The organism is Pseudonocardia sulfidoxydans NBRC 16205 (assembly GCF_007989085.1).
Classification (GTDB): Bacteria; Actinomycetota; Actinomycetes; order Mycobacteriales; family Pseudonocardiaceae; genus Pseudonocardia; species Pseudonocardia sulfidoxydans.
This window is the reverse complement of the sequence record NZ_BJVJ01000059.1, coordinates 18,466-37,849: the sequence shown is the minus strand read 5'-3', so window position 1 is coordinate 37,849 and position 19,384 is coordinate 18,466. Positions and strand designations below refer to the sequence as shown.

Here is a 19,384-nt window from a genome sequence, read left to right as displayed (position 1 = left end):
TCCGCGCACCGTAGTCGCCGCTGACGCGGTCGATGTCTGGGGCTTGTTCTGTCAGTTTGCCACACGGACCGTGTCCGGAGCAACTTTCTTATGCTACCTGGTCCGAGTCGCGGAGTCAACTCCGCTCGTCCCACGCCCTCAGGCCGACACCGAAGTGTTCGTCCTTACCGGAGGTTGTCGCCGTTGTGGGGGCTGACTCTGGGCCGGAGAACCGTCCCGGTCTGTCGTGCTGCCCGCTGGCGACTTGGAGAAAGTTACACGAGGCGGAAACCCCCGCTTCACGGGGGGTCCCCTTCTGGTGTTCCCGCAGGTCAGCGGCCTGCTGCGCGCGCGCCGGCCAGGTTGCGCTTCCCACGGCGCAGGACGAGCCAGCCGCCGTCGAGGAGGTCGGTCGCAGCCGGCGTCCACTCCTCGTCGGCCACCTTCGCGTTGTTCACGTAGGCGCCGCCCTCCTTCACCGCGCGGCGCGCAGCGGAACGGCTCTCCGCCAACCCGCTGTCGCACAACAGGTCCAGGATCGTGGGCGGGGCGTCGAGGCCGAAGTCTGCCGTCGGGACCTCGGCCATGGCGGCGTCGAGGGTCGACGCGTCCAGGCCCGTGAGCTCGCCACGGCCGAACAAGGCCTGGCTCGCGGCGACGACCTGCTGTGTGTGGTGCTCCCCGTGGACGAGTGTCGTCAGCTCCTCCGCGAGACGTCGCTGCCCGGCCCGCAGGTGAGGTCGTTCGGCCACGTCACGGTCGAGGTCGGCGATCTCCTCCTGGCTCAGGAACGTGAACAGCCTCAGGTACTTCCCCACGTCGGCGTCGGCGACGTTCACGAAGTACTGGTACCAGGCGTAGGGCGAGGTCATCGCCGGGTCGAGCCAGATGTTGCCGCCCCCGGTGGACTTCCCGAACTTGCGGCCCGACGAGTCGGTCACCAGCGGCGTCGTCAGCGCGTGCGCCGATCCCCCGTCGACGCGGCGGATCAGCTCCACCCCGCCGACGATGTTGCCCCACTGGTCGGACCCACCGATCTGCAGCCGGCAGCCCTGTTCGCGGTAGAGCCGCAGGTAGTCCTGCGACTGCAGGAGCAGGTAGGAGAACTCGGTGTAGGACATGCCGTCCCCCTCGAGCCGGCGTCTGACCGTCTCACGGGCGAGCATCACGTTGACCGAGAAGTGTTTGCCGACGTCGCGCAGGAACTCGAGCACCGACTGCGGACCGGTCCAGTCGAGGTTGTCGACGATCGTCGCTCCCGTGGGCGAGCCGTCGAACTCCACGAACCGTTCGAGCTGGCCGCGGATGCGCCCCGCCCAGTCCGCGACGACGTCGGCGGTGTTGAGCGTGCGCTCCCCCTGGTCGCGGGGGTCGCCGATCATGCCTGTCGCACCACCGGCCAGCACGATGGGCCGGGCGCCGGCCTGCTGGAATCGGCGCAGCGTGAGCAGGGGCACGAGGTTGCCGGCGTGCAGGCTCGGTGCCGTCGGGTCGAACCCGCAGTAGAGCGTCAACGGGTCGGGTCCCGACAGATCCGTGCGCAGGGCGTCGCGGTCGGTCGTCTGCGCGATCAGGCCGCGCCATTCCAGCTCGTCGAGGATGTGCGTGCTCACGGCGTCGATCCTCCCCGGGACACGACGGTGCCCGGCCGCCGGGGTCGTCAGCCGGCGCCGGCACACGACGGGCGGCCGGTGATCCGGGGGCGCAGGTGCGGACGTGAGGCGCGCCGGTCGGCTGCGCTACCGCGAGCGACGGGGCGCGTCGCGGACCCGTCCGGGCCGGTAGGGGCTGACGGCGCGCGACGCGCTGTCCCAGAACCGCCACGGCAGGTCGGCCGCGGCGGCCACCCCGACCCGGGGGCCGGTGGCGATCCGGTCGGCCGGGACCCGTTCACCCGCGAGCAGCCGCACGGACGACACCGCGTCGGTCACGTCGATCCCGTTGTGCTCCTTGCGAAGCCCCATCAGCGACGCGAGGCGGGCCGGCCCGCGGGCGAGGTCGTCGTCACGACGGGCGGTGGGTCGTCGGATGCGTGCCACACCGACGTCGGAGAGGACCTCCCCGGCGCGCAGCAGCACCGCGCCCGCCTCACCGTCGGGGAGGCAGCTCACGTTCGCGCAGAAGTGCATCCCGTAGACGAAGTACACGTACAGGTGGCCGGCGGGGCCGAACATGACGGCGTTGCGCGGGGTGCGGCCGCGGTAGCTGTGCGAGGCGGGGTCGTCGGCGGCGCGGTAGGCCTCGACCTCCACGATCCTCGCGGCGACCAGGCCGTCAGGGGTGTCCGCCTCCAGGACGGTGCCGAGCAGCCGGGGTGCGACGGTGACGACGTCCTCGGTGAGCTCGGCCCGGGTGACGAGCGCGGAGGCTGCGGGAGTCGTCCCGGTGGGGTCACCGCGACGACTCCCGCCGTGCGACACGTCAGGCCCTGGTGCCCGCGCGGGCCAGCGCCAGCCGCACACAGGTCACGACGCCGGCCATCGCGCCCTCCACGTCGGCGAGCGGGGGCAGTGTCGGCGCGAGCCGGATCAGTGCGTCGTGCGGGTCCTTGCCGTACGGGTGGGTCGCGCCGGCCGGGGTGAGCACGATCCCGGCGTCCTTGGCGAGCGCCACGACCTGCGAGGCGAGCCCGTCGGGCACGGTGAGGGCCACGAAGTAGCCGCCCTTCGGCGTCGTCCAGCTGACGCCGGGGGTGTCGGCGAACGCGTCGGTCAGCAGCTTCTCGACGACGGCGAACTTCGGGGCGATCAGCTCGCGGTGCGCGGCCATGTGGGCGCGCAGCCCGTCGCCGTCGCGCAGGAACAGGGCGTGGCGGCGCTGGTTGATCTTGTCCGGGCCGATCGTGCGCTTCTCGGTGAGCGTGAGCCACCAGGCGACGTTGGCCTCGGACGCGCCGAGGAACGCCACGCCCGCACCGGCGAACGTGATCTTCGACGTCGAGCCGAAGACGAAGGGCCGGTCGGGGTTGCCGGCCTCCGCGGCGAGGGCGAGGACGTCGGCGAGCTCCGGCTCCTCCTCGGTCAGGTGGTGCACCGAGTAGGCGTTGTCCCACATGATCCGGAAGTCGGGCGCGGCCGTCGGCATCGCGGCGAGGCGACGGACGACCTCGTCGGAGTAGACGGCGCCGTCCGGGTTGGAGTACTTGGGCACGCACCAGATGCCCTTGATCGACGGGTCGTCGGCGACGAGCCGCTCGACCTCGTCCATGTCGGGGCCGTCGGCGGTCATGGGCACGCTGACCAGGTCGATCCCGAGGCGCTCGCACACGGCGAAGTGCCGGTCGTAGCCGGGGACGGGCGCGAGGAACGCGACCCGGCCGGCGTCGGCCCAGCGCACCGGGGCGCCCGGCAGCGGCGAGAGCAGCGCATGTACGAGGGTGTCGTGCATCAGCTCGAGGCTGGAGTTGTTGCTCGCGATCAGCTGCGCGACGGGGACCTGCAGGAACGGCGCGAACAGCGCGCGCAGCTCGGGCAGGCCCGCCACGTTGCCGTAGTTGCGGGTGTCGGAGCCGTCGGCGGCACGGACGAGCTCGGAACCGGGCAGGTCGAGCATCGGCGCGGCGAGGTCGAGCTGTGCCGACGACGGCTTGCCGCGGGTGAGGTCGAGCGTCAGGCCCGCGGCCTTGAGCTCGTCGTAGTCCTGCTGCGGGTCGCTCATCGCGAAAGCCACTCCCTGGCATCGTTGACGGTTGTACGCAGGTCGGCGAGCTGTTCGGCGACCCGCTCCCCCGCCGTGCCGCCTCGGGCGTCACGGGAGGCGATGGAGCCCGCCACCGTCAGCACCTCGCGGACCTGCGGGGTCAGCGCGGGGTGGACGGCGGCGAGCTCGTCGTCGGTGAGGTCCTCCAGACCGGCGCCGCGGGCCTCGGCGGCGCGCACGCAGCCGCCCGCGGCCTCGTGCGCGACGCGGAACGGCACACCCTGGCGGACGAGCCACTCGGCGACGTCGGTGGCGAGGGTGAACCCGGCCGGGGCCAGCTCGGCGAGCCGGTCGGTGTGGAAGACGAGCGTCGCGACCATGCCGGCGACGGCGGGCAGGAGCAGGTCGAGCTGCTCGACGGAGTCGAACAGCGGCTCCTTGTCCTCCTGCAGGTCGCGGTTGTAGGCCAGCGGCAGGCCCTTGAGCGTGGCGAGCAGGCCGGCGAGGTTGCCGATGAGCCGGCCCGCCTTGCCGCGGGCCAGTTCGGCGACGTCGGGGTTCTTCTTCTGCGGCATGATCGAGCTGCCGGTGGAGTAGGCGTCGTCGAGGGTGGCGTAGGAGAACTCGGCCGTCGCCCAGACGATGACCTCCTCGGCGATCCGGGAGAGGTCGACCGCGACCATGGCCAGCACGAACGCGGCCTCGGCGGCGAAGTCGCGCGACGCGGTCCCGTCGATGGAGTTCGCGGCGCTGCCGGTGAAGCCGAGCTCGGCGGCCACGGCCTCCGGGTCGAGCCCCAGCGACGAGCCGGCGAGCGCGCCCGAGCCGTAGGGCGAGACCGCGGTGCGGCGGTCCCAGTCGCGCAGCCGGTCGACGTCGCGCAGCAGGGCGTGGGCGTGCGCGGCCAGGTGGTGGCCGAGCAGCACGGGCTGCGCGTGCTGCAGGTGCGTGCGGCCCGGCATGGGCGCGTCGGCGTGGGCCGTGGCCTGGTCGACGAGCGCGTCGACGACGTCGAGCACGCCTGACGCGACCCGGCGGGCGGCGTCGCGCAGCCACATCCGGAACAGCGTCGCCACCTGGTCGTTGCGCGACCGGCCGGCGCGCAGCTTGCCGCCCAGGTCGGCCCCCGCGCGCTCGATGAGCCCGCGCTCCAGCGCCGAGTGCACGTCCTCGTCGTCGGGGGCGGGACCGAACGCCCCGGTCTCGACGTCGGAGGCCAGCTTGGCGAGCGCGTCGAGCATGCCGGCGAGCTCGTCGTCGGTGAGCAGGTCCGCGGCGTGCAGGACGCGGGCGTGTGCCATCGACGCCCGCAGGTCGTAGGGGGCGAGGCGCCAGTCGAACTGGGTGGACTTGCTCAGGGCGGCGAGGGCGTCGGCCGGGCCGCCTTCGAACCGTCCGCCCCACAGAGCCGACCCCGCCATCAGTCGGTCCCCTCTTCGAGCGCGGCGACGTCGAGGGCGGCGGCGTCGAGCGCGGCGCCGGGGTCGTCGTCGGCGGGCTCGTCGGCCGTCGCGATCGAGTCGAAGCCACCGGCGGGCAGCTCACCGAACAGCGTGCCGTGCTCGACGAGGACGGTGCCCTGGTCCTGCGGCTGGCCGGCGTAGGCCTCCAGCTTGGCCCGGGAGTCGGCGATGTCGAGGTTGCGCATCGTGAGCTGGCCGATGCGGTCGAGCGGCCCGAACGCGGCGTTCTCCACGCGCTCCATCGACAGCCGCTCCGGGTGGTAGGAGAAGCCCTCACCGCGGGTGTCGATGATCGAGTAGTCGTCGCCGCGGCGCAGCCGCAGCGTCACCGTGCCCGTGACCAGCGACGCGATCCAGCGCTGCACCGACTCGCGGACCATCAGGGCCTGCGGGTCGAGCCAGCGGCCCTCGTAGAGCAGCCGGCCCAGCTTGCGGCCCTCGTTGTGGTAGTTCGCGACCGTGTCCTCGTTGTGGATCGCGTTGACCAGCCGCTCGTAGGCGATGAACAGCAGGGCCATGCCGGGCGCCTCGTAGATGCCGCGGGACTTGGCCTCGATGATGCGGTTCTCGATCTGGTCGGACATGCCCAGGCCGTGCCGGCCGCCGATCGCGTTGGCCTCCAGGACCAGCGCGACGTCGTCGGCGAAGCGCTTGCCGTTGATCGCGACGGGATAGCCGGCCTCGAAGGTGACCGAGACGTCCTCGGTGCCGATCTCGACGGACGGGTCCCAGAACTTGACGCCCATGATCGGCTCGACCGTCTCCAGCGACACGTCGAGGTGCTCGAGGGTCTTGGCCTCGTGCGTGGCGCCCCAGATGTTGGCGTCGGTCGAGTACGCCTTCTCCGCGGAGTCGCGGTAGGGCAGGTCGTGCGCGGTGAGCCAGCGGCTCATCTCGTCACGGCCGCCGAGCTCCTCGACGAAGTCGGCGTCGAGCCACGGCTTGTAGATGCGCAGCTCCGGGTTGGCCAGCAGGCCGTAGCGGTAGAACCGCTCGATGTCGTTGCCCTTGAAGGTCGACCCGTCGCCCCAGATGTTGACCTCGTCGGCCTGCATCGCGCGCACCAGCAGCGTGCCGGTGACGGCGCGGCCCAGCGGGGTGGTGTTGAAGTAGGTGCGCCCGCCGGAGCGGATGTGGAACGCGCCGCACGCGAGCGCCGCGAGCCCCTCCGCGACCAGCTGCGGCTTGATGTCGACGGCACGGGCGATCTCGGCGCCGTACTGCTTCGCGCGGGTCGGGACGCCGGAGATGTCGAGCTCGTCGTACTGGCCGAGGTCGGCGGTGTACGTGCACGGGATCCCGCCCTTGTCGCGCATCCAGGCGACCGCCACGGACGTGTCGAGCCCCCCGGAGAAGGCGATGCCGATGCGCTCTCCCACGGGGAGGGAGGTCAGGACCTTGCTCACGGGTTGGTGCTCCTTGTCGAATTCTCGCGAGTTCTCGCGGGTCTCGCGCACGGTCGGGGCCGCGCGACGTGGTACGGGGCGACGGTGGTACGGGTCAGAGCTCGCGCAGGCGTTCGACGAGCTGTGCGCCGGTGAGCGGCTCGCGGGCCACCACCAGCAGAGTGTCGTCGCCCGCGATCGTGCCGACGACGTCGTTCAGCGCCGCGCGGTCGAGTGCGCTCGCAAGGTACTGGGCGGCACCCGGCGGAGTGCGCAGCACCGCAAGGTTGCCACTCGCGTCCGCGGACACGAGCACCTCCCCCAGCAACCGCGCCAGCCGTGCGGTGCCGCCCTCGACGCCGCGCACCGGACTGCCGTCGTCGGGGATGACGTACGTGGCGGTGCCGCCGTCGGCGCCGCGCAGCTTCATCGCGCCCAGCTCGTCGAGGTCGCGCGACAGCGTCGCCTGCGTCGTGGCGATGCCGTCGGCCTCCAGCAGGCCGAGCAACTCGGTCTGGCTGTGCACGGCCCGGTCGCGGATCAGCTCCGCGATCCGGGCCTGGCGTGCCGGCCGCGTCGCGGCGCCGCTGCGCGCGGCTGTCATCGCGGCGCCCGCACCGATCCCACACGCTGCGCGGCCGACTTCGCGAGCAGCCAGCTCAGCAGCGCCTTCTGCGCGTGCAGCCGGTTCTCGGCCTCGTCCCACACCACCGACGCCGGGCCGTCGATCACCTCGTCGGTGATCTCGTCGCCGCGGTGGGCGGGCAGGCAGTGCATGACGATCGCGTCGTCGGCACCGCGGGCGAGCAGGTCGGCGTTGAGCTGCATCGCGCGGAACGGCGCCATGCGGTCGAGGCCGTCGTTCTCCTGACCCATCGACACCCACGTGTCGGTGACGAGGACGTCGGCGCCGTCGGCCGCGGCGTGCGGGTCGGCGACGACGTCGACGCTGCCGCCGGTCTCGGCCGCGCGCGACTTGGCGTCGGCCAGGAACTGCGGGTTCGGCGCGAAACCCTGCGGCGCACAGACCCGCACGTGCAGGCCGGCGGTCGCGCCACCCAGCAGCAGCGAGTGCGCCATGTTGTTGGCGCCGTCGCCGAAGTAGGTCAGCGTGAGCCCGGTGAGACGGCCCTTGCGCTCGCGGATCGTCTGCAGGTCGGCCAGGACCTGGCAGGGGTGGAACTCGTCGGTCAGCGCGTTGACGACGGGGACGGTCGCCGCGGCGGCCATCTCCTCGATGCGCGCCTGCGCGCCGGTGCGCCACACGACGGCGTCGACGTAGCGCGACAGCACGCGTGCGGTGTCGGAGATCGTCTCGCCGCGGCCGAGCTGGCTGGAACCCGCGTCCATGATCAGCGGGGTGCCGCCGAGCTCGGCGATGCCCACCTCGAACGACACCCGGGTCCGGGTGGAGGACTTGTCGAAGATCACCGCGACCGACCGCGGCCCGGCGAGCGGCTTGTGGCCGAACCGGTCGGCCTTCATCGCGTCGGCGAGGTCGAGGACCTCGCGCTGCTCGTCGGGGGTGAGGTCGTCGTCGCGCAGGAGATGGCGGATCACGAGGACGGTCCGTTCGCGGAGTCGAGGAGCCCGGGCAGCGCGGCCAGGAACTCGCCGGCCTGGGCCTCGGTGAGGACCAGCGGCGGGGCGAGCCGGACCCGGTCGGGCACGGCGTTGTTGACGAGGAACCCGGCGTCGCGGGCAGCGTTGGCGACGTCGGCCGAGACCGGCTGCGTCAGCGCGATGCCGACGAGCAGCCCGGCGGCGTCGACGTGGTCGACCAGCGGGTGGCCCAGCCCCTCGACGCCGGTCACGATCTCCTTGCCGACGCGGGTGACGTGCTCGAGCAGCCCGTCGGCCTCGATCGTCGTCAGGACCGCCATGGCGGCGGCGCAGCTGACGGGGTTGCCGCCGAAGGTCGTGCCGTGGTGGCCGGGTTCGAGCAGGTCCGCGGCCGCGCCGATGCCGATGCAGGCACCGATGGGCAGTCCGCCGCCGAGGCCCTTCGCGAGCGTCACGACGTCGGGCACGATGCCCAGCGGCTGGTGGGCGAACCAGGCTCCGGTGCGGCCGATGCCCGTCTGCACCTCGTCGAGGACCAACAGCGCGCCCCGCCCGGCGGTGATCTCGCGCGCGGCCTTCAGGTAGCCCTCCGGCGGGATGACGACGCCGGCCTCGCCCATGATCGGTTCGAGGAACACGGCGGCCGTGTCGGAGTCCACGGCCTTGTCGAGGGCGTCGACGTCGCCGTAGGGGATGTGCGAGACGCCCGCGGGCAGCGGCTCGAACGGCGTGCGCTTGGCGGGCTGCCCGGTGAGCGCGAGCGCGCCCATCGTCCGGCCGTGGAACGCGTTCTCCGCGGCGATGATGTTCGGCCGGCCGGTGCGCCGCGCGATCTTGAACGCGGCCTCGTTGGCCTCGGCGCCGGAGTTGCCGAACAGCACGCGCGCGCCGGGGGCGCCGAGCAGTTCGAGGAGCTTCTCCGCCAGGGCGAGCGCGGGCTCGTTGACGTAGAGGTTCGAGGTGTGCCCGAGCGTCGACACCTGCCGGGTGACGGCGTCGACGACCGCCGGGTGGGCGTGGCCGAGGGCGTTGACGGCGATCCCGCCCAACAGGTCGAGGTAGCGGCGGCCGTCGGCGTCCCAGACCTCGGCGCCCTCGCCGCGCACCAGCGCGACCGGCGGGGTGCCGTAGTTGTTCATCATCGCGGCCCGCCACCGGTCCGCGTACGACTCCTGGGTCATGGGATCACCATCGTTCCGACTCCATCGGACGTGAACACCTCGAGCAGCACCGAGTGCGGTACCCGCCCGTCGATCACGTGTGCCTGGCCGACCCCGTCGCGCACCGCCCGCAGGCAGGCCTCCATCTTCGGCGCCATCCCGCTCTCCAGCGCCGGGAGCATCGGCTCCAGCTGGTCGGCGGTGAGCTCGCTGATGATCGAGTCGGGGTCGGGGTAGTTCTCGTACAGCCCTTCGACGTCGGTGAGCACCACGAGCTTCGCGGCGTCGAGGGCGCCGGCGAGCGCCGCGGCGGCGCTGTCGGCGTTGATGTTGTAGACCTGTCCGTCGACGTCGGGCGCCACACCCGCGACGACGGGGATGCGCCCGGCGGCGACGATGTCGAGCACCGCGTCCGGGTTGACCCGCACGACGTCGCCGACCAGGCCGATGTCGACCTCCTCGCCGCCGACGAGCGCGGTGCGCTTCTCCGCGGTGAACAGGCCCGCGTCCTCGCCGGACAGGCCGACGGCGTAGGGGCCGTGCTGGTTGATCAGCCCGACGAGCTCCCGCCCGACCTGGCCGACGAGCACCATGCGCACGACGTCGACCGTCTCGGGTGTGGTGACGCGCAGCCCGCCGCGGAACTCCCCCGGCAGGCCGAGCCGCGCGAGCATGGCGCTGATCTGCGGGCCGCCGCCGTGGACGACGACGGGGTGGATGCCGGCCAGGCGCAGGAACACCATGTCCTGGGCGAACGCCTGCTTGAGCTCCTCGTCGATCATGGCGTTGCCGCCGTACTTCACGACGACGATCTTGCCGTGGAAACGCTGCAGCCACGGGAGCGCCTCGGCGAGGACGCCGGCCTTCTCACCGGCGTGCTCGAGCCGGGCCGCCGCGGAGCTCTTGGTGGCGTCAGGAGGGGTAGGCACTGTTCTCCTCCACGTACGCGTGCGAGAGGTCGGTCGTGAGGATCTCGGCCTCGCCGTCGGCCAGGCCCAGCGCGATCTCGACGACGATGTCCTCGCCGGACAGGTCGGCGTCGGTGCGCCCGCCCGCGGCGACGCCGCCCTTGCAGAGCAGGACGTCGTTGATCGTGATGTCGAGGCTCCCGGGGTCGACGTGGGCGTCGGAGTAGCCGACGGCCGCGGCGACGCGGCCCCAGTTGCCGTCGGACCCGAACAGCGCGGTCTTGACCAGCGAGTCGCGGGCGACCGTCCGGGCGACGGTGACGGCCTCGTCCTCGGTGCGGGCGCCGGTGACGCGCACCAGGATCCGCTTGGTGACGCCCTCGGCGTCGGCCTGCATCTGCCTCGCGAGGTCGCGGCACACCGTGGTCAGCGCGGCGGTGAGCTCCTCGGCGCCCGCCCGCACCCCGGAGGCGCCGGACGCGAGCAGCAGCACGGTGTCGTTGGTCGACATCGAGCCGTCGACGTCGAGGCGGTCGAAGCTGACGCGGACCGCGGCACGCAGGGCCGGGTCCAGGTCGGCCGGGTCGACGACGGCGTCGGTGGTGACGACCGAGAGCATCGTGGCCATCGAGGGCGCGATCATGCCCGCGCCCTTGGTCAGCCCGCCGACGCTCCAGCCCGCCGGGTCGGTGTGGGCGGCCTGCTTGGCGACGGTGTCGGTCGTCATGATCGCCGACGCGGCGGCGAGGGCGGCGGCGCTCGTGGAGTCGAGCGCGCCCGCGGCCTTCTCGACGCCCGCGAGGACGGTGTCGCGCGGGAGCTGCTTGCCGATCAGCCCCGTCGAGCACACGGCGACCTCGATCGCGCCGCAGCCCAGGACCTCGGCGGCCTTCTCGGCGGTGGCGTGCGCGACCTGGAAGCCCTCGGGGCCGGTGCAGGCGTTGGCCCCGCCGGAGTTGAGGACGACCGCGCGCAGCGCGCGGGTCCCGAGGACCTGCTCGGACCACAGGACGGGCGCGGCCTTGACCTTGTTGCGGGTGAAGACGCCCGCGGCGTGGTGGTCGGGGCCGTCGTTGACGACGAGGGCGAGGTCGAGCCGGTCGTCGGACTTGATGCCGGCGGCGACGCCTGCGGCCCGGAACCCGCTCGGGGTGGTGACGGTCATGTGCGGTCCTTCGAGTTCAGGCAGCGACGCCGGTCAGGGCGCGACGCCGGTGAGCGGCAACCCGGCGGTCTCGGGCAGACCGAGCGCGATGTTCATGCACTGCACGGCGGCGCCGGCGGTGCCCTTCGCGAGGTTGTCGACGGCACCGACGACGACGACGCGTCGCGCGTCGGCGTCGACGGCGACCTGCAGCGCGACGACGTTCGAGCCCAGCACCGCGCCCGTCGTCGGCCACTGGCCGGCGGGCAGCAGGTGGACGAACGGCTCGTCGGCGTACGCCTTCTCGTAGGCCTCGCGGACGGCCTCGGCCGCGCCCGCCACGTCGCCCGCGACCGGGGCCGAGCAGGAGGCGAGGATGCCGCGCGGCAGCGGCGCGAGGACCGGGGTGAAGCTCACCGAGACCGGCCCGCCACACGCGGCCGAGAGGTTCTGCATGATCTCCGGGGTGTGCCGGTGCACGCCGCCGACGCCGTAGGCCGACAGCGACCCCATCACCTCCGCGCCCAGCAGGTGCGGTTTGAGCGACTTGCCCGCACCCGAGGTGCCGGTGACCGCGGTGATCACGACCTCGGGCTCGACGAGGCCCCCGACCAGCGCGGGGACGAGCGCGAGGCTCGACACCGTCGGATAGCAGCCGGGAACCGCGACCCTCTTCGTGCCCGCCAGCGCGTCGCGGCCGCCGGGGAGCTCGGGCAGGCCGTAGGGCCAGTGCCCGGCGTGCTCGCCGCCGTACCAGCGGTCCCAGGCGTCGGAGTCGGCGAGCCGGTGGTCGGCCCCGCAGTCGACGACGAGCGTGTCGTCGCCCAGCTCGGCGGCGATGGCCGCGGAGTGGCCGTGCGGGAGGGCGAGGAAGACGACGTCGTGGCCCGCGAGCGTGTCCGCGGTGGTCTCGGCGAGGACGCGGTCGGCCAGCGGCAGCAGGTGCGGCTGCAGCTCCCCGAGTCGCGTGCCGGCGTTGCCGCCCGCCGTGAGCGTTCCGATCTCGACGTCCGGGTGCGCGAGGAGCAGCCGGAGCAGCTCGCCTCCCGCGTACCCGCTCGCCCCTGCCACCGCTGCCCTGATCACGTGGATGATTATGCACAGCCTCGAATGACGATGCAACGCGGTTCCGTCGGTGCCCGGCCGTAGGGTTCGCCACATGACGGACGCAGCCTCCGACCTGGTCGCCGCCGCCCGCGCGGGGCTCGCCGATCTCGGCGACACGGCCGCGGCCGCCGACATGCAGCGTTACATGAAGTCGGAGATGCCGTTCCACGGCGTCCCCGCCCCGGCACGGGAGACGTTGCTGCGCGCGCTGGTCGAGTTCCACCCGCTCCCCGACGACGAGGTCGGACCCGCGGCCGACGCGCTGTGGGACGGCGCCACCCGGCGCGAGGAGCGCTACCTCGCCACCGGGCTCGTCGGGCACCGCCGCTACGCGCGCCTCGTCGACCCGTCGTGGGTGCCGCGGCTGCGGCACTGGATCGTCACCGGCGCCTGGTGGGACCACGTCGACGAGATCGCCTCCCGGCGGATCGGGCCGCTGCTGCGCGCCCACCCCGTGCAGCTGCGGCCCGTCGTCGTGGCCTGGTCCACCGATCCCGACCCGTGGCTGCGCCGCACGTCGATCATCTGCCAGCTGCAGGCCAAGGGCGACACCGACCTCGACCTGCTCACCGACGCGATCGAGGCCAGCATCGACGACCGGGACTTCTTCCTGCGCAAGGGCATCGGGTGGGCCCTGCGCCAGTACGCCCGGACCGACCCGGGCTGGGTGCGGGCGTTCGCCGACAGCCACCCGCAGCTGTCACCGCTGTCGCGCAAGGAAGCGCTCAAGCACCTGTGAACGATCCTTCCGGGCCGGTGCGGGAGATCACTACGCTCCCCCCATGACGTCCGAGGACCCGGCGCGGCCCACCGACGAGGAGTCGGCGGGCACGGCCCCCGTCGCCCCGGCTGCGGACACGCCGACCCCGGCGGCCGAGATCGCCCGCGGTGCGGCCGAGCGGCTCGCCTTCTTCTCCGACGCGGTCGTCGCCATCGCGATCACGCTGCTCGCCATCGACCTGCCGGTGCCTCGCGGCGAGACCGACGCCGAGCTGTGGCGCAGCATCGGCGAGGAGTCCTTCACCTATCTCACGTTCCTGATCAGCTTCATCGCGATCGCCAACCACTGGTCGGCCCACCATCGCGCGTTCCGCTGGGTCGCCCGGGCCGACCGGCCGCTGATCCTGCTGAACCTGCTGTGGCTGCTGTTCATCGTGCTCACGCCGTTCCTCACCGAGGTCGTCCGCGAGGGCGAGGAGCTGACGTGGTCGCGCTTCGGGCTCTACGCCGGCGCCCAGGCCGTCCTGCTGTTCCTGCTGGCCGCGATGATCTCCCGGTTGTCGTCGCGGCACATGTTCATCGACGCGACACCCGCGACGTTCGCCCGTCGCGGCTGGGTGGGCGCGATGCTCACCGGGCTGGGGTTCGCGCTCTCGATCCCGGTCTTCCCGCTCCTGCACGGGTGGTCGTTCGCGGTCTGGGTCCTCGTGCCGGTGGTCGGGAACCGGGTCGTGCAGGCGCTGGGCTGGGTCCGGGCGGACGACCACGACACGGACTGACCGACGGGTTCCCGTCCGCTCACCCTCGCGAGGTCTCCCACGCCGCGTCCCACGCCGCGTCGAGGGCCCTGCCGAACAGCTCCACCGGCTGCGCGCCCGACACCGCGTGCGTCCCGCCGAGCACGACGAACGGCACGCCCGTGACGCCCAGCTTCGCGGCGCGCACGACGTCGGCGTCGATCTCGTCGTCGAACCTGCGGCCGTCGAGCACGTCACGGGCGGCGCCGGCGTCGACACCGGCCTCGGCGGCCAGCCCGACCAGGGTGTCGTGGTCCCCGACGCGGGCGCCCTCGGTGAACTGCGCGCGGTAGAGCCGCTCCACCATGGCCGCCGACCGCTGCGACTCCCCCGCGAGGTGCACCATCCGGTGCGCCGCCCGCGTGTTGGCCATCAGCGCCCGGTCGAAGCGGAACTCGATGCCCAGCGCGGCGCCCTGCGCGCGGATGCGGTCGTGCATCTCGTCGGAATGCTCACCCGCCGCCAGCCCCTTCGACGCCAGGTACTCGGCCACGGGCACCGCCGTGTCGTCGGGCAGGTCGGGGTCGAGCTGGAAGCTCCGGTACCGGACGTCGACCGCGTCACGCTGCGCGACCCCCTCGATCGCCCGGTCGAGCGCGGCGTGGCCGAGGTAGCAGAACGGACAGACGACATCGGCCCAGACGTCGATCACGAGACGGTCGGCGGTGTGCTGCTCCATGCCTCGATCCTCGATGCCTCGATCCTCCGTGCCTCGATCTCCCCCAGGAACAAACGGGGTGGCGCCTCGACTTGGTGCGGGCATGGAGATCGGCGTGACCACCTTCGCAGACGCATCGCCCGCCGTCGCGCCGTCGCAGCGGCTGCGCGAGACCGTCGAGCAGATCGCGCTGGCCGACGAGGTCGGCCTCGACATGTTCGGCGTCGGCGAGCACCACCGTGGCGACTACCTCGCCTCCGCGCCGGCGATGGTCCTCGCCGCGGGCGCCGAGCGGTCGTCGCGCATCCGGCTCAGCAGCGCCGTCACCGTCCTGAGCAGCGACGACCCGGTCCGGGTGTTCCAGAACTTCGCGACGCTCGACCTGCTCTCGGGTGGGCGCGCCGAGATCATGGCGGGCCGCGGCTCGTTCGTGGAGTCGTTCCCGCTGTTCGGCCACGACCTCGCCGACTACGACGCGCTGTTCGCCGAGAAGCTCGACCTGCTCCTCGCGGTCCGGGACCACCCGCGGGTGACGTGGTCGGGACAGCACCGACCGGCGCTGACCGACCAGCCCGTGTACCCGCGACCCGTGCAGGACCCGCTGCCGGTGTGGGTGGCCGTCGGTGGCAACCCGCAGTCGGTGGTGCGCGCCGGGATGCTGGGCCTGCCGATGGCACTGGCCATCATCGGCGGCACGCCCGACCGGTTCGTGCCGTTCGCGGAGCTGTTCCGGCGGGCGCTCGGCGAGGCGGGGCACAACGCCGCGACCCCGCTGTCGCTCAACATGCACGGGTTCGTGGCCGGCACCGACGCCGCGGCGTCCGACCTCTACTACCCGTCGCACTCGCGGGTCATGAACCGCATCGGCCGCGAACGCGGCTGGAGCCCGACCAACCGGGCGGCGTTCGACGCGGCGACGACCCTGCAGGGTCCGTACGTCGTGGGCAGCCCGGAGCGGGTGGCGGAGAAGATGCTGCTCCACCACGAGCTGTTCGGACACGACCGCATCGCCCTGCAGTTCGCCGTCGGCGACATCGCGCACGAGCACGTCATGCGCGCGATCGAGCTGCTCGGGACCGAGGTCGCACCGCTGGTCCGCGACGAGGTGGCCCGCCGCCGCGCCACACCCGCGGCGATCGGACAGCACTGAGTCGTGAGTGGCGATAGTCGCGATAGCGACTATCGCCACTCACAGGGTTCGTTCGTCAGGCGCGCAGCTCGGCGCCGACCCGCTGCCCCGCGAGCGCCACGGCGGCGTCGCGGGCGGCGTTGGCCTCCTCGCTGGTGAGCGTCCGGTCGTCGGCGCGGAAACGCATCGAGAACGCCAGCGACCGCCGGCCCTCCCCCACCTGCGCGCCGCTGTAGACGTCGAACAGCCGGACCTCCTCCAACAGCTCCCCGCCGCCCTCCTCGAGGGCGTCGGCGACGTCGGCGACCGGGACGTCGTCCGCCGTCACCAGCGCGACGTCGACCGCGACCGCCGGGTAGGGCGACACCCGCGGCACCGGCCGCACGTCGGTGAGCGGGACCAGGTCGAGGTCGAGCTCCATCGCGCACGTCCGCGGCGGCAGCCCCAGCGCCTCGACGACCTTGGGGTGCAGCTCGCCCGCGTGCCCGGCGGGGAAGTCGCCGACCCGCAGCACCGCGGTGCGACCAGGGTGGAACGGCGCCAGCTCGCCCTTGGTGACCCGCAGCTCGACACCCGCGACACGGCCCACCAGCCGGGCCGCCTCGACGGCGTCGGCCCACCCCGCCTCGCGTCCGCCGCCCCACCAGCCGCGCGGCTCGCGCTCACCGGCGAGGACCGCGGCGACGTGCATCGGCTGCGCCGGGAGGGCGGCGTCGATCTGGGCGTACTCGTCCGCGCTCGGCCGGGCCCGCACCGCGGGCTCGGGCATCGTGACGGGCTGCGCGTGCGGCAGCACGACCTGCCCGACGTGGAACAGCGCCACGTCCTCCAGGCCGCGGGACCTGTTGCGCACCAACGCGTCCAGCAGACCGGGCAGCAGCGTCGTCGACAGCGTGTTGCGTTCGGCGTCGAGCGGGTTGAGCACCGTGACGGTGCGGCGGCGGACGTCGTCGGCGGCGAGGCCGAACGCGTCCCACACCGCGTCGCCCACGAACGGGAACGGCAGCACCTCGACGTACCCGGCCTCGGCCATCGCCCGCGACACCGCGCGGCGGCGACGCTGGCCCGCGGTGAGCCCACGTCCGGCGGGCGCGGCGGGCAGGACCGACGGGATCATGTCGAGCCCCTCGAGGCGCAGCACCTCCTCGACGAGGTCGGCCGGCATCGTGATGTCGGGACGCCACGACGGCGGCGTCGCCACGACGACGCCCTTGCCGTCGTCGCCGGTCTCCAGCTCGACCGACGCCCCGATCCGGGTGAGCTGCTGCACGGTCGCGCCGCGCGGGTAGGCGACACCGGCGGTGCGGTCGGGCAGGTCGAGCGGCATCCGCACGGGCGCGGGCGCCGGGGCGGCACCGACGTCGGTCCGGCCCGCGACGATCGTGCCGCCGCCGTGCTCCACCAGCAGCTGCGCCGCGCGCTCGGCCGCGACCGGCGGCAGCTGGGCGTCGACCGCCCGCTCGAAGCGTCGCGACGCCTCGCTGGGCAGCTTGTGCCGGCGCGCGCCGCGGGCGATCGTCGCCGGGTCGAAGTGCGCCGCCTCGACGAGGACGTCGATCGTGGCGCCCTCGGCGTGCTCGGCCGGGATCTCGGTGCTCGCCCCACCCATGACGCCCGCCAGGCCGATCGGCCCGGAGTCGTCGGTGATCAGCAGGTCGTCCGGGTCGAGGACGCGCAGCGCGTCGTCGAGGGTGCGCAGCTTCTCCCCCGCCCGCGCGCGGCGCACGACGATGTCGCCCTGCAGCCTCGTCGCGTCGTAGGCGTGCAGCGGCTGGCCCAGCTCGATCATCACGTAGTTGGTGACGTCGACGGTCAGCGAGATCGGGCGCATCCCCGCCGCGAGCAGCCGCCGGCGCATCCACCACGGGCTGGGCGCGTTGGGGTCGACGCCCGAGACCCGGCGGGCGACGAACCGCGGGCAGCCCTCGGCGTCGTCGAGGCGCACGGGCCACGACGACTCCTTCTCCGCCGGCACGGCGACGCGCGTGGCGGGATCGGTGAAGTCGCGCTCCAGCGACGCCGCCAGCTCGCGGGCCAGGCCGCGCACCGAGAAGCAGTAGCCGCGGTCGGGCGTCACGTTCAGCTCGATGACCGGGTCGTCGAGGCCCAGGACGGGACGCGCGTCGTCGCCGGGCTCGGCGGTGCCCTCGGGCAGCACGAGGATGCCGGAGTGGTCGGACCCGATGCCCAGCTCGGCGGCGGAGGAGATCATGCCGTCGGAGACGTGGCCGTAGGTCTTGCGCGCCGCGATCGCGAACCCGCCGGGCAGCACGGTGCCGGGCAGCGCGACGACCACGAGGTCGCCGACGACGAAGTTCCGTGCACCGCAGACGATGCCGCGGGACCCCGTGTCGGACTCGTTCTCGTCGGGGCCCACGTCGACGCGGCAGTAGCGGATCGGCTTCTTGAACTCCGTCAGCTCGGTGATCTCGAGGACCCGCCCGACGACCAGCGGGCCCGGGATCTCCTCGGCCCGGTGGATCTCCTCGATCTCGAGGCCGACGCGCACGAACGCCTCGCCGATGTCCTCGGGATCGGCGGGCAGGCCGCCGTCGACGTGGTCGGTCAGCCAGGACACGGGGACGCGCACGGGTTCTCCAGGTTCTCCGGACTCGTTCTCGGGGTGGGCGGGTCAGACGCCGAACGCCCGGCTGAACCGGACGTCGCCCTCGACCATGTCGCGCATGTCGGGCAGGCCGTTGCGGAACTGCAGCGTCCGTTCCAGCCCCATGCCGAACGCGAACCCCGAGTACACCTGCGGGTCGACCCCCGCCGAGAGCAGGACGTTGGGGTTCACCATGCCGCAGCCGCCCCACTCGACCCAGCCGGCGCCGCCCTTCTTCTCCGGGAACCACACATCGACCTCGGCGGACGGCTCCGTGAAGGGGAAGTACGACGGGCGCAGCCGCGTCCGCGACTGGGCACCGAACATGGCGCGGGCGAACGCGTCGAGCGTGCCCTTCAGGTGCGCCATCGTGATGCCCTTGTCGACGGCGAGCCCCTCCACCTGGTGGAACACCGGCGTGTGGGTGGCGTCGAGCTCGTCGGTGCGGAACGTGCGGCCCGGGCACACCACGTAGACGGGCAGCTCGCGCTCCAGCAGAGCCCGGATCTGCACCGGGGAGGTGTGGGTGCGCAGCACCATCGCCGACGTGTCGGCCGAGTCCTTGCGTTCCCGCAGGTAGAACGTGTCCTGCATGGTGCGGGCCGGGTGGTCCTTGCCGAAGTTCAGCGCGTCGAAGTTGAGCCACGACGCCTCGACCTCGGGACCCTCCGCGACCTCCCAGCCCATCGCGACGAACACGTCGGCGATCTGCTCGGCGATCTGCGTGATCGGGTGCCGCGCCCCGCGCGGGGCGCGGTCCCACGGCAGCGTGACGTCGACCGACTCCTCGACGAGGACCTTCTCGTCGCGCTCGGCGACCAGCACCTCGCGGCGCGCGTCGAACGCCTCCTGCACCCGCACGCGGGCCGCGTTCACCCGCTTGCCCGCGTCGGCCCGGTCCTTGCCCGGCAACGACCCCAGCTCACGACGGGCGAGCATCAGCGGCGCCCGGTCGCCCAGGTGCGCAGGCCGCACGGCCGCGAGCGCCGCGAGGTCGGCCGCGGCGGCGAAGGCGTTCACGGCCGCCTCCGCGGCGGCGTCGAGGGTGGCGGCGTCCAGCGGGCCGCCGACGGGGACCGTCTCCTGCGTGCTGTCACTCATGGTCCGCCGATCCTAGGCCGGGGCCC

At 73.2% G+C, this 19,384-nt stretch carries 17 protein-coding genes; 3 read left to right on the top strand and 14 right to left on the bottom strand.

All coding sequences use genetic code 11. From position 1 onward, the window contains the following. Nucleotides 1-311 precede the first annotated feature (311 nt). From tyrS to argC, 11 genes are all read right to left on the bottom strand, one after another. A complete protein-coding gene (gene tyrS, locus PSU4_RS23000; protein ID WP_147112241.1) occupies nucleotides 312-1,592 on the bottom strand; it encodes a tyrosine--tRNA ligase in 1,281 nt (426 codons plus the stop codon). Nucleotides 1,593-1,718: 126 nt separating this feature from the next. Beyond that, the gene (locus tag PSU4_RS22995; protein ID WP_147112238.1) at nucleotides 1,719-2,399 is read right to left on the bottom strand and encodes a DNA-3-methyladenine glycosylase; all 681 of its coding nucleotides are present in this window, start codon (nucleotides 2,397-2,399) and stop codon (nucleotides 1,719-1,721) included. A 1-nt stretch (nucleotide 2,400) separates the two neighbouring features. Continuing rightward, on the bottom strand, nucleotides 2,401-3,636 hold the full coding sequence (locus PSU4_RS22990) for an aspartate aminotransferase type Ic (protein WP_147112235.1): 1,236 nt from the start codon (nucleotides 3,634-3,636) through the stop codon (nucleotides 2,401-2,403). Next, complete coding sequence (gene argH, locus PSU4_RS22985; protein ID WP_147112232.1) at nucleotides 3,633-5,039, bottom strand: argininosuccinate lyase; 1,407 nt, start codon at nucleotides 5,037-5,039, stop codon at nucleotides 3,633-3,635. The genes PSU4_RS22990 and argH overlap by 4 nt, the downstream gene beginning before the upstream one ends. Further along, entirely contained in the window at nucleotides 5,039-6,487 is a 1,449-nt protein-coding gene (gene argG / locus PSU4_RS22980) for an argininosuccinate synthase (RefSeq protein WP_147112229.1), read from the bottom strand. The genes argH and argG overlap by 1 nt, the downstream gene beginning before the upstream one ends. A 94-nt stretch (nucleotides 6,488-6,581) precedes the next feature. Then, nucleotides 6,582-7,070, bottom strand: coding sequence for an arginine repressor (locus PSU4_RS22975; protein WP_147112227.1), 489 nt, complete (start codon nucleotides 7,068-7,070; stop codon nucleotides 6,582-6,584). Then, nucleotides 7,067-8,026 (bottom strand): ornithine carbamoyltransferase, encoded by a 960-nt coding sequence (argF, locus tag PSU4_RS22970; RefSeq protein WP_147112224.1) that lies wholly within the window; start codon nucleotides 8,024-8,026, stop codon nucleotides 7,067-7,069. The genes PSU4_RS22975 and argF overlap by 4 nt, the downstream gene beginning before the upstream one ends. Then, the gene (locus PSU4_RS22965; RefSeq protein WP_147112221.1) at nucleotides 8,023-9,210 is read right to left on the bottom strand and encodes an acetylornithine transaminase; all 1,188 of its coding nucleotides are present in this window, start codon (nucleotides 9,208-9,210) and stop codon (nucleotides 8,023-8,025) included. The genes argF and PSU4_RS22965 overlap by 4 nt, the downstream gene beginning before the upstream one ends. Next, a complete protein-coding gene (gene argB / locus PSU4_RS22960) occupies nucleotides 9,207-10,118 on the bottom strand; it encodes an acetylglutamate kinase (protein WP_147112218.1) in 912 nt (303 codons plus the stop codon). Before argB ends, PSU4_RS22965 begins: the two co-directional genes overlap by 4 nt. Next, the gene (gene argJ / locus PSU4_RS22955; RefSeq protein WP_147112215.1) at nucleotides 10,102-11,262 is read right to left on the bottom strand and encodes a bifunctional glutamate N-acetyltransferase/amino-acid acetyltransferase ArgJ; all 1,161 of its coding nucleotides are present in this window, start codon (nucleotides 11,260-11,262) and stop codon (nucleotides 10,102-10,104) included. Before argJ ends, argB begins: the two co-directional genes overlap by 17 nt. Before the next feature lie 33 nt (nucleotides 11,263-11,295). Further along, nucleotides 11,296-12,333, bottom strand: coding sequence for an N-acetyl-gamma-glutamyl-phosphate reductase (gene argC / locus PSU4_RS22950; protein WP_246115287.1), 1,038 nt, complete (start codon nucleotides 12,331-12,333; stop codon nucleotides 11,296-11,298). 67 nt (nucleotides 12,334-12,400) lie between these two features. On the opposite strand from argC, the gene PSU4_RS22945 reads away from it, so the two are divergent. Together PSU4_RS22945 and PSU4_RS22940 are read left to right on the top strand one after the other, a co-directional pair. After that, on the top strand, nucleotides 12,401-13,087 hold the full coding sequence (locus PSU4_RS22945; RefSeq protein ID WP_147112209.1) for a DNA alkylation repair protein: 687 nt from the start codon (nucleotides 12,401-12,403) through the stop codon (nucleotides 13,085-13,087). Nucleotides 13,088-13,130: 43 nt separating this feature from the next. Further along, nucleotides 13,131-13,847, top strand: a complete 717-nt coding sequence (locus PSU4_RS22940) for a TMEM175 family protein (RefSeq protein WP_147112205.1) — start codon at nucleotides 13,131-13,133, stop codon at nucleotides 13,845-13,847. 19 nt (nucleotides 13,848-13,866) lie between these two features. Here the strand turns inward: PSU4_RS22940 and PSU4_RS22935 are convergent, their stop codons facing one another. Beyond that, nucleotides 13,867-14,544 carry a DsbA family oxidoreductase gene (locus PSU4_RS22935; RefSeq protein ID WP_147112202.1) on the bottom strand — a complete coding sequence of 226 codons (678 nt, stop codon included), beginning with the start codon at nucleotides 14,542-14,544 and terminating at the stop codon, nucleotides 13,867-13,869. A 94-nt stretch (nucleotides 14,545-14,638) separates the two neighbouring features. Between PSU4_RS22935 and PSU4_RS22930 the strand changes: the two genes are divergently transcribed. Beyond that, on the top strand, nucleotides 14,639-15,673 hold the full coding sequence (locus PSU4_RS22930; RefSeq protein ID WP_246115286.1) for an LLM class flavin-dependent oxidoreductase: 1,035 nt from the start codon (nucleotides 14,639-14,641) through the stop codon (nucleotides 15,671-15,673). A gap of 55 nt (nucleotides 15,674-15,728) precedes the next feature. Here the strand turns inward: PSU4_RS22930 and pheT are convergent, their stop codons facing one another. Together pheT and pheS are read right to left on the bottom strand one after the other, a co-directional pair. Further along, on the bottom strand, nucleotides 15,729-18,242 hold the full coding sequence (gene pheT, locus PSU4_RS22925; RefSeq protein ID WP_147112195.1) for a phenylalanine--tRNA ligase subunit beta: 2,514 nt from the start codon (nucleotides 18,240-18,242) through the stop codon (nucleotides 15,729-15,731). 42 nt (nucleotides 18,243-18,284) lie between these two features. Beyond that, nucleotides 18,285-19,358: a phenylalanine--tRNA ligase subunit alpha gene (pheS, locus tag PSU4_RS22920; protein WP_147112190.1), complete on the bottom strand. Its 1,074-nt coding sequence runs from the start codon at nucleotides 19,356-19,358 to the stop codon at nucleotides 18,285-18,287. Nucleotides 19,359-19,384: the final 26 nt, after the last annotated feature.

What these genes read in the sequence shown, in the direction of transcription:
- PSU4_RS22935 (WP_147112202.1), bottom strand. Translation starts at nt 14,544, where the DNA reads ATGGAGCAGCACACCGCCGACCGTCTCGTGATCGACGTCTGGGCCGAT.
- argH (WP_147112232.1), bottom strand. Translation starts at nt 5,039, where the DNA reads ATGGCGGGGTCGGCTCTGTGGGGCGGACGGTTCGAAGGCGGCCCGGCC.
- PSU4_RS22965 (WP_147112221.1), bottom strand. Translation starts at nt 9,210, where the DNA reads ATGACCCAGGAGTCGTACGCGGACCGGTGGCGGGCCGCGATGATGAAC.
- PSU4_RS22940 (WP_147112205.1), top strand. Translation starts at nt 13,131, where the DNA reads ATGACGTCCGAGGACCCGGCGCGGCCCACCGACGAGGAGTCGGCGGGC.
- argJ (WP_147112215.1), bottom strand. Translation starts at nt 11,262, where the DNA reads ATGACCGTCACCACCCCGAGCGGGTTCCGGGCCGCAGGCGTCGCCGCC.
- PSU4_RS22975 (WP_147112227.1), bottom strand. Translation starts at nt 7,070, where the DNA reads ATGACAGCCGCGCGCAGCGGCGCCGCGACGCGGCCGGCACGCCAGGCC.
- PSU4_RS22945 (WP_147112209.1), top strand. Translation starts at nt 12,401, where the DNA reads ATGACGGACGCAGCCTCCGACCTGGTCGCCGCCGCCCGCGCGGGGCTC.
- pheS (WP_147112190.1), bottom strand. Translation starts at nt 19,358, where the DNA reads ATGAGTGACAGCACGCAGGAGACGGTCCCCGTCGGCGGCCCGCTGGAC.
- PSU4_RS22990 (WP_147112235.1), bottom strand. Translation starts at nt 3,636, where the DNA reads ATGAGCGACCCGCAGCAGGACTACGACGAGCTCAAGGCCGCGGGCCTG.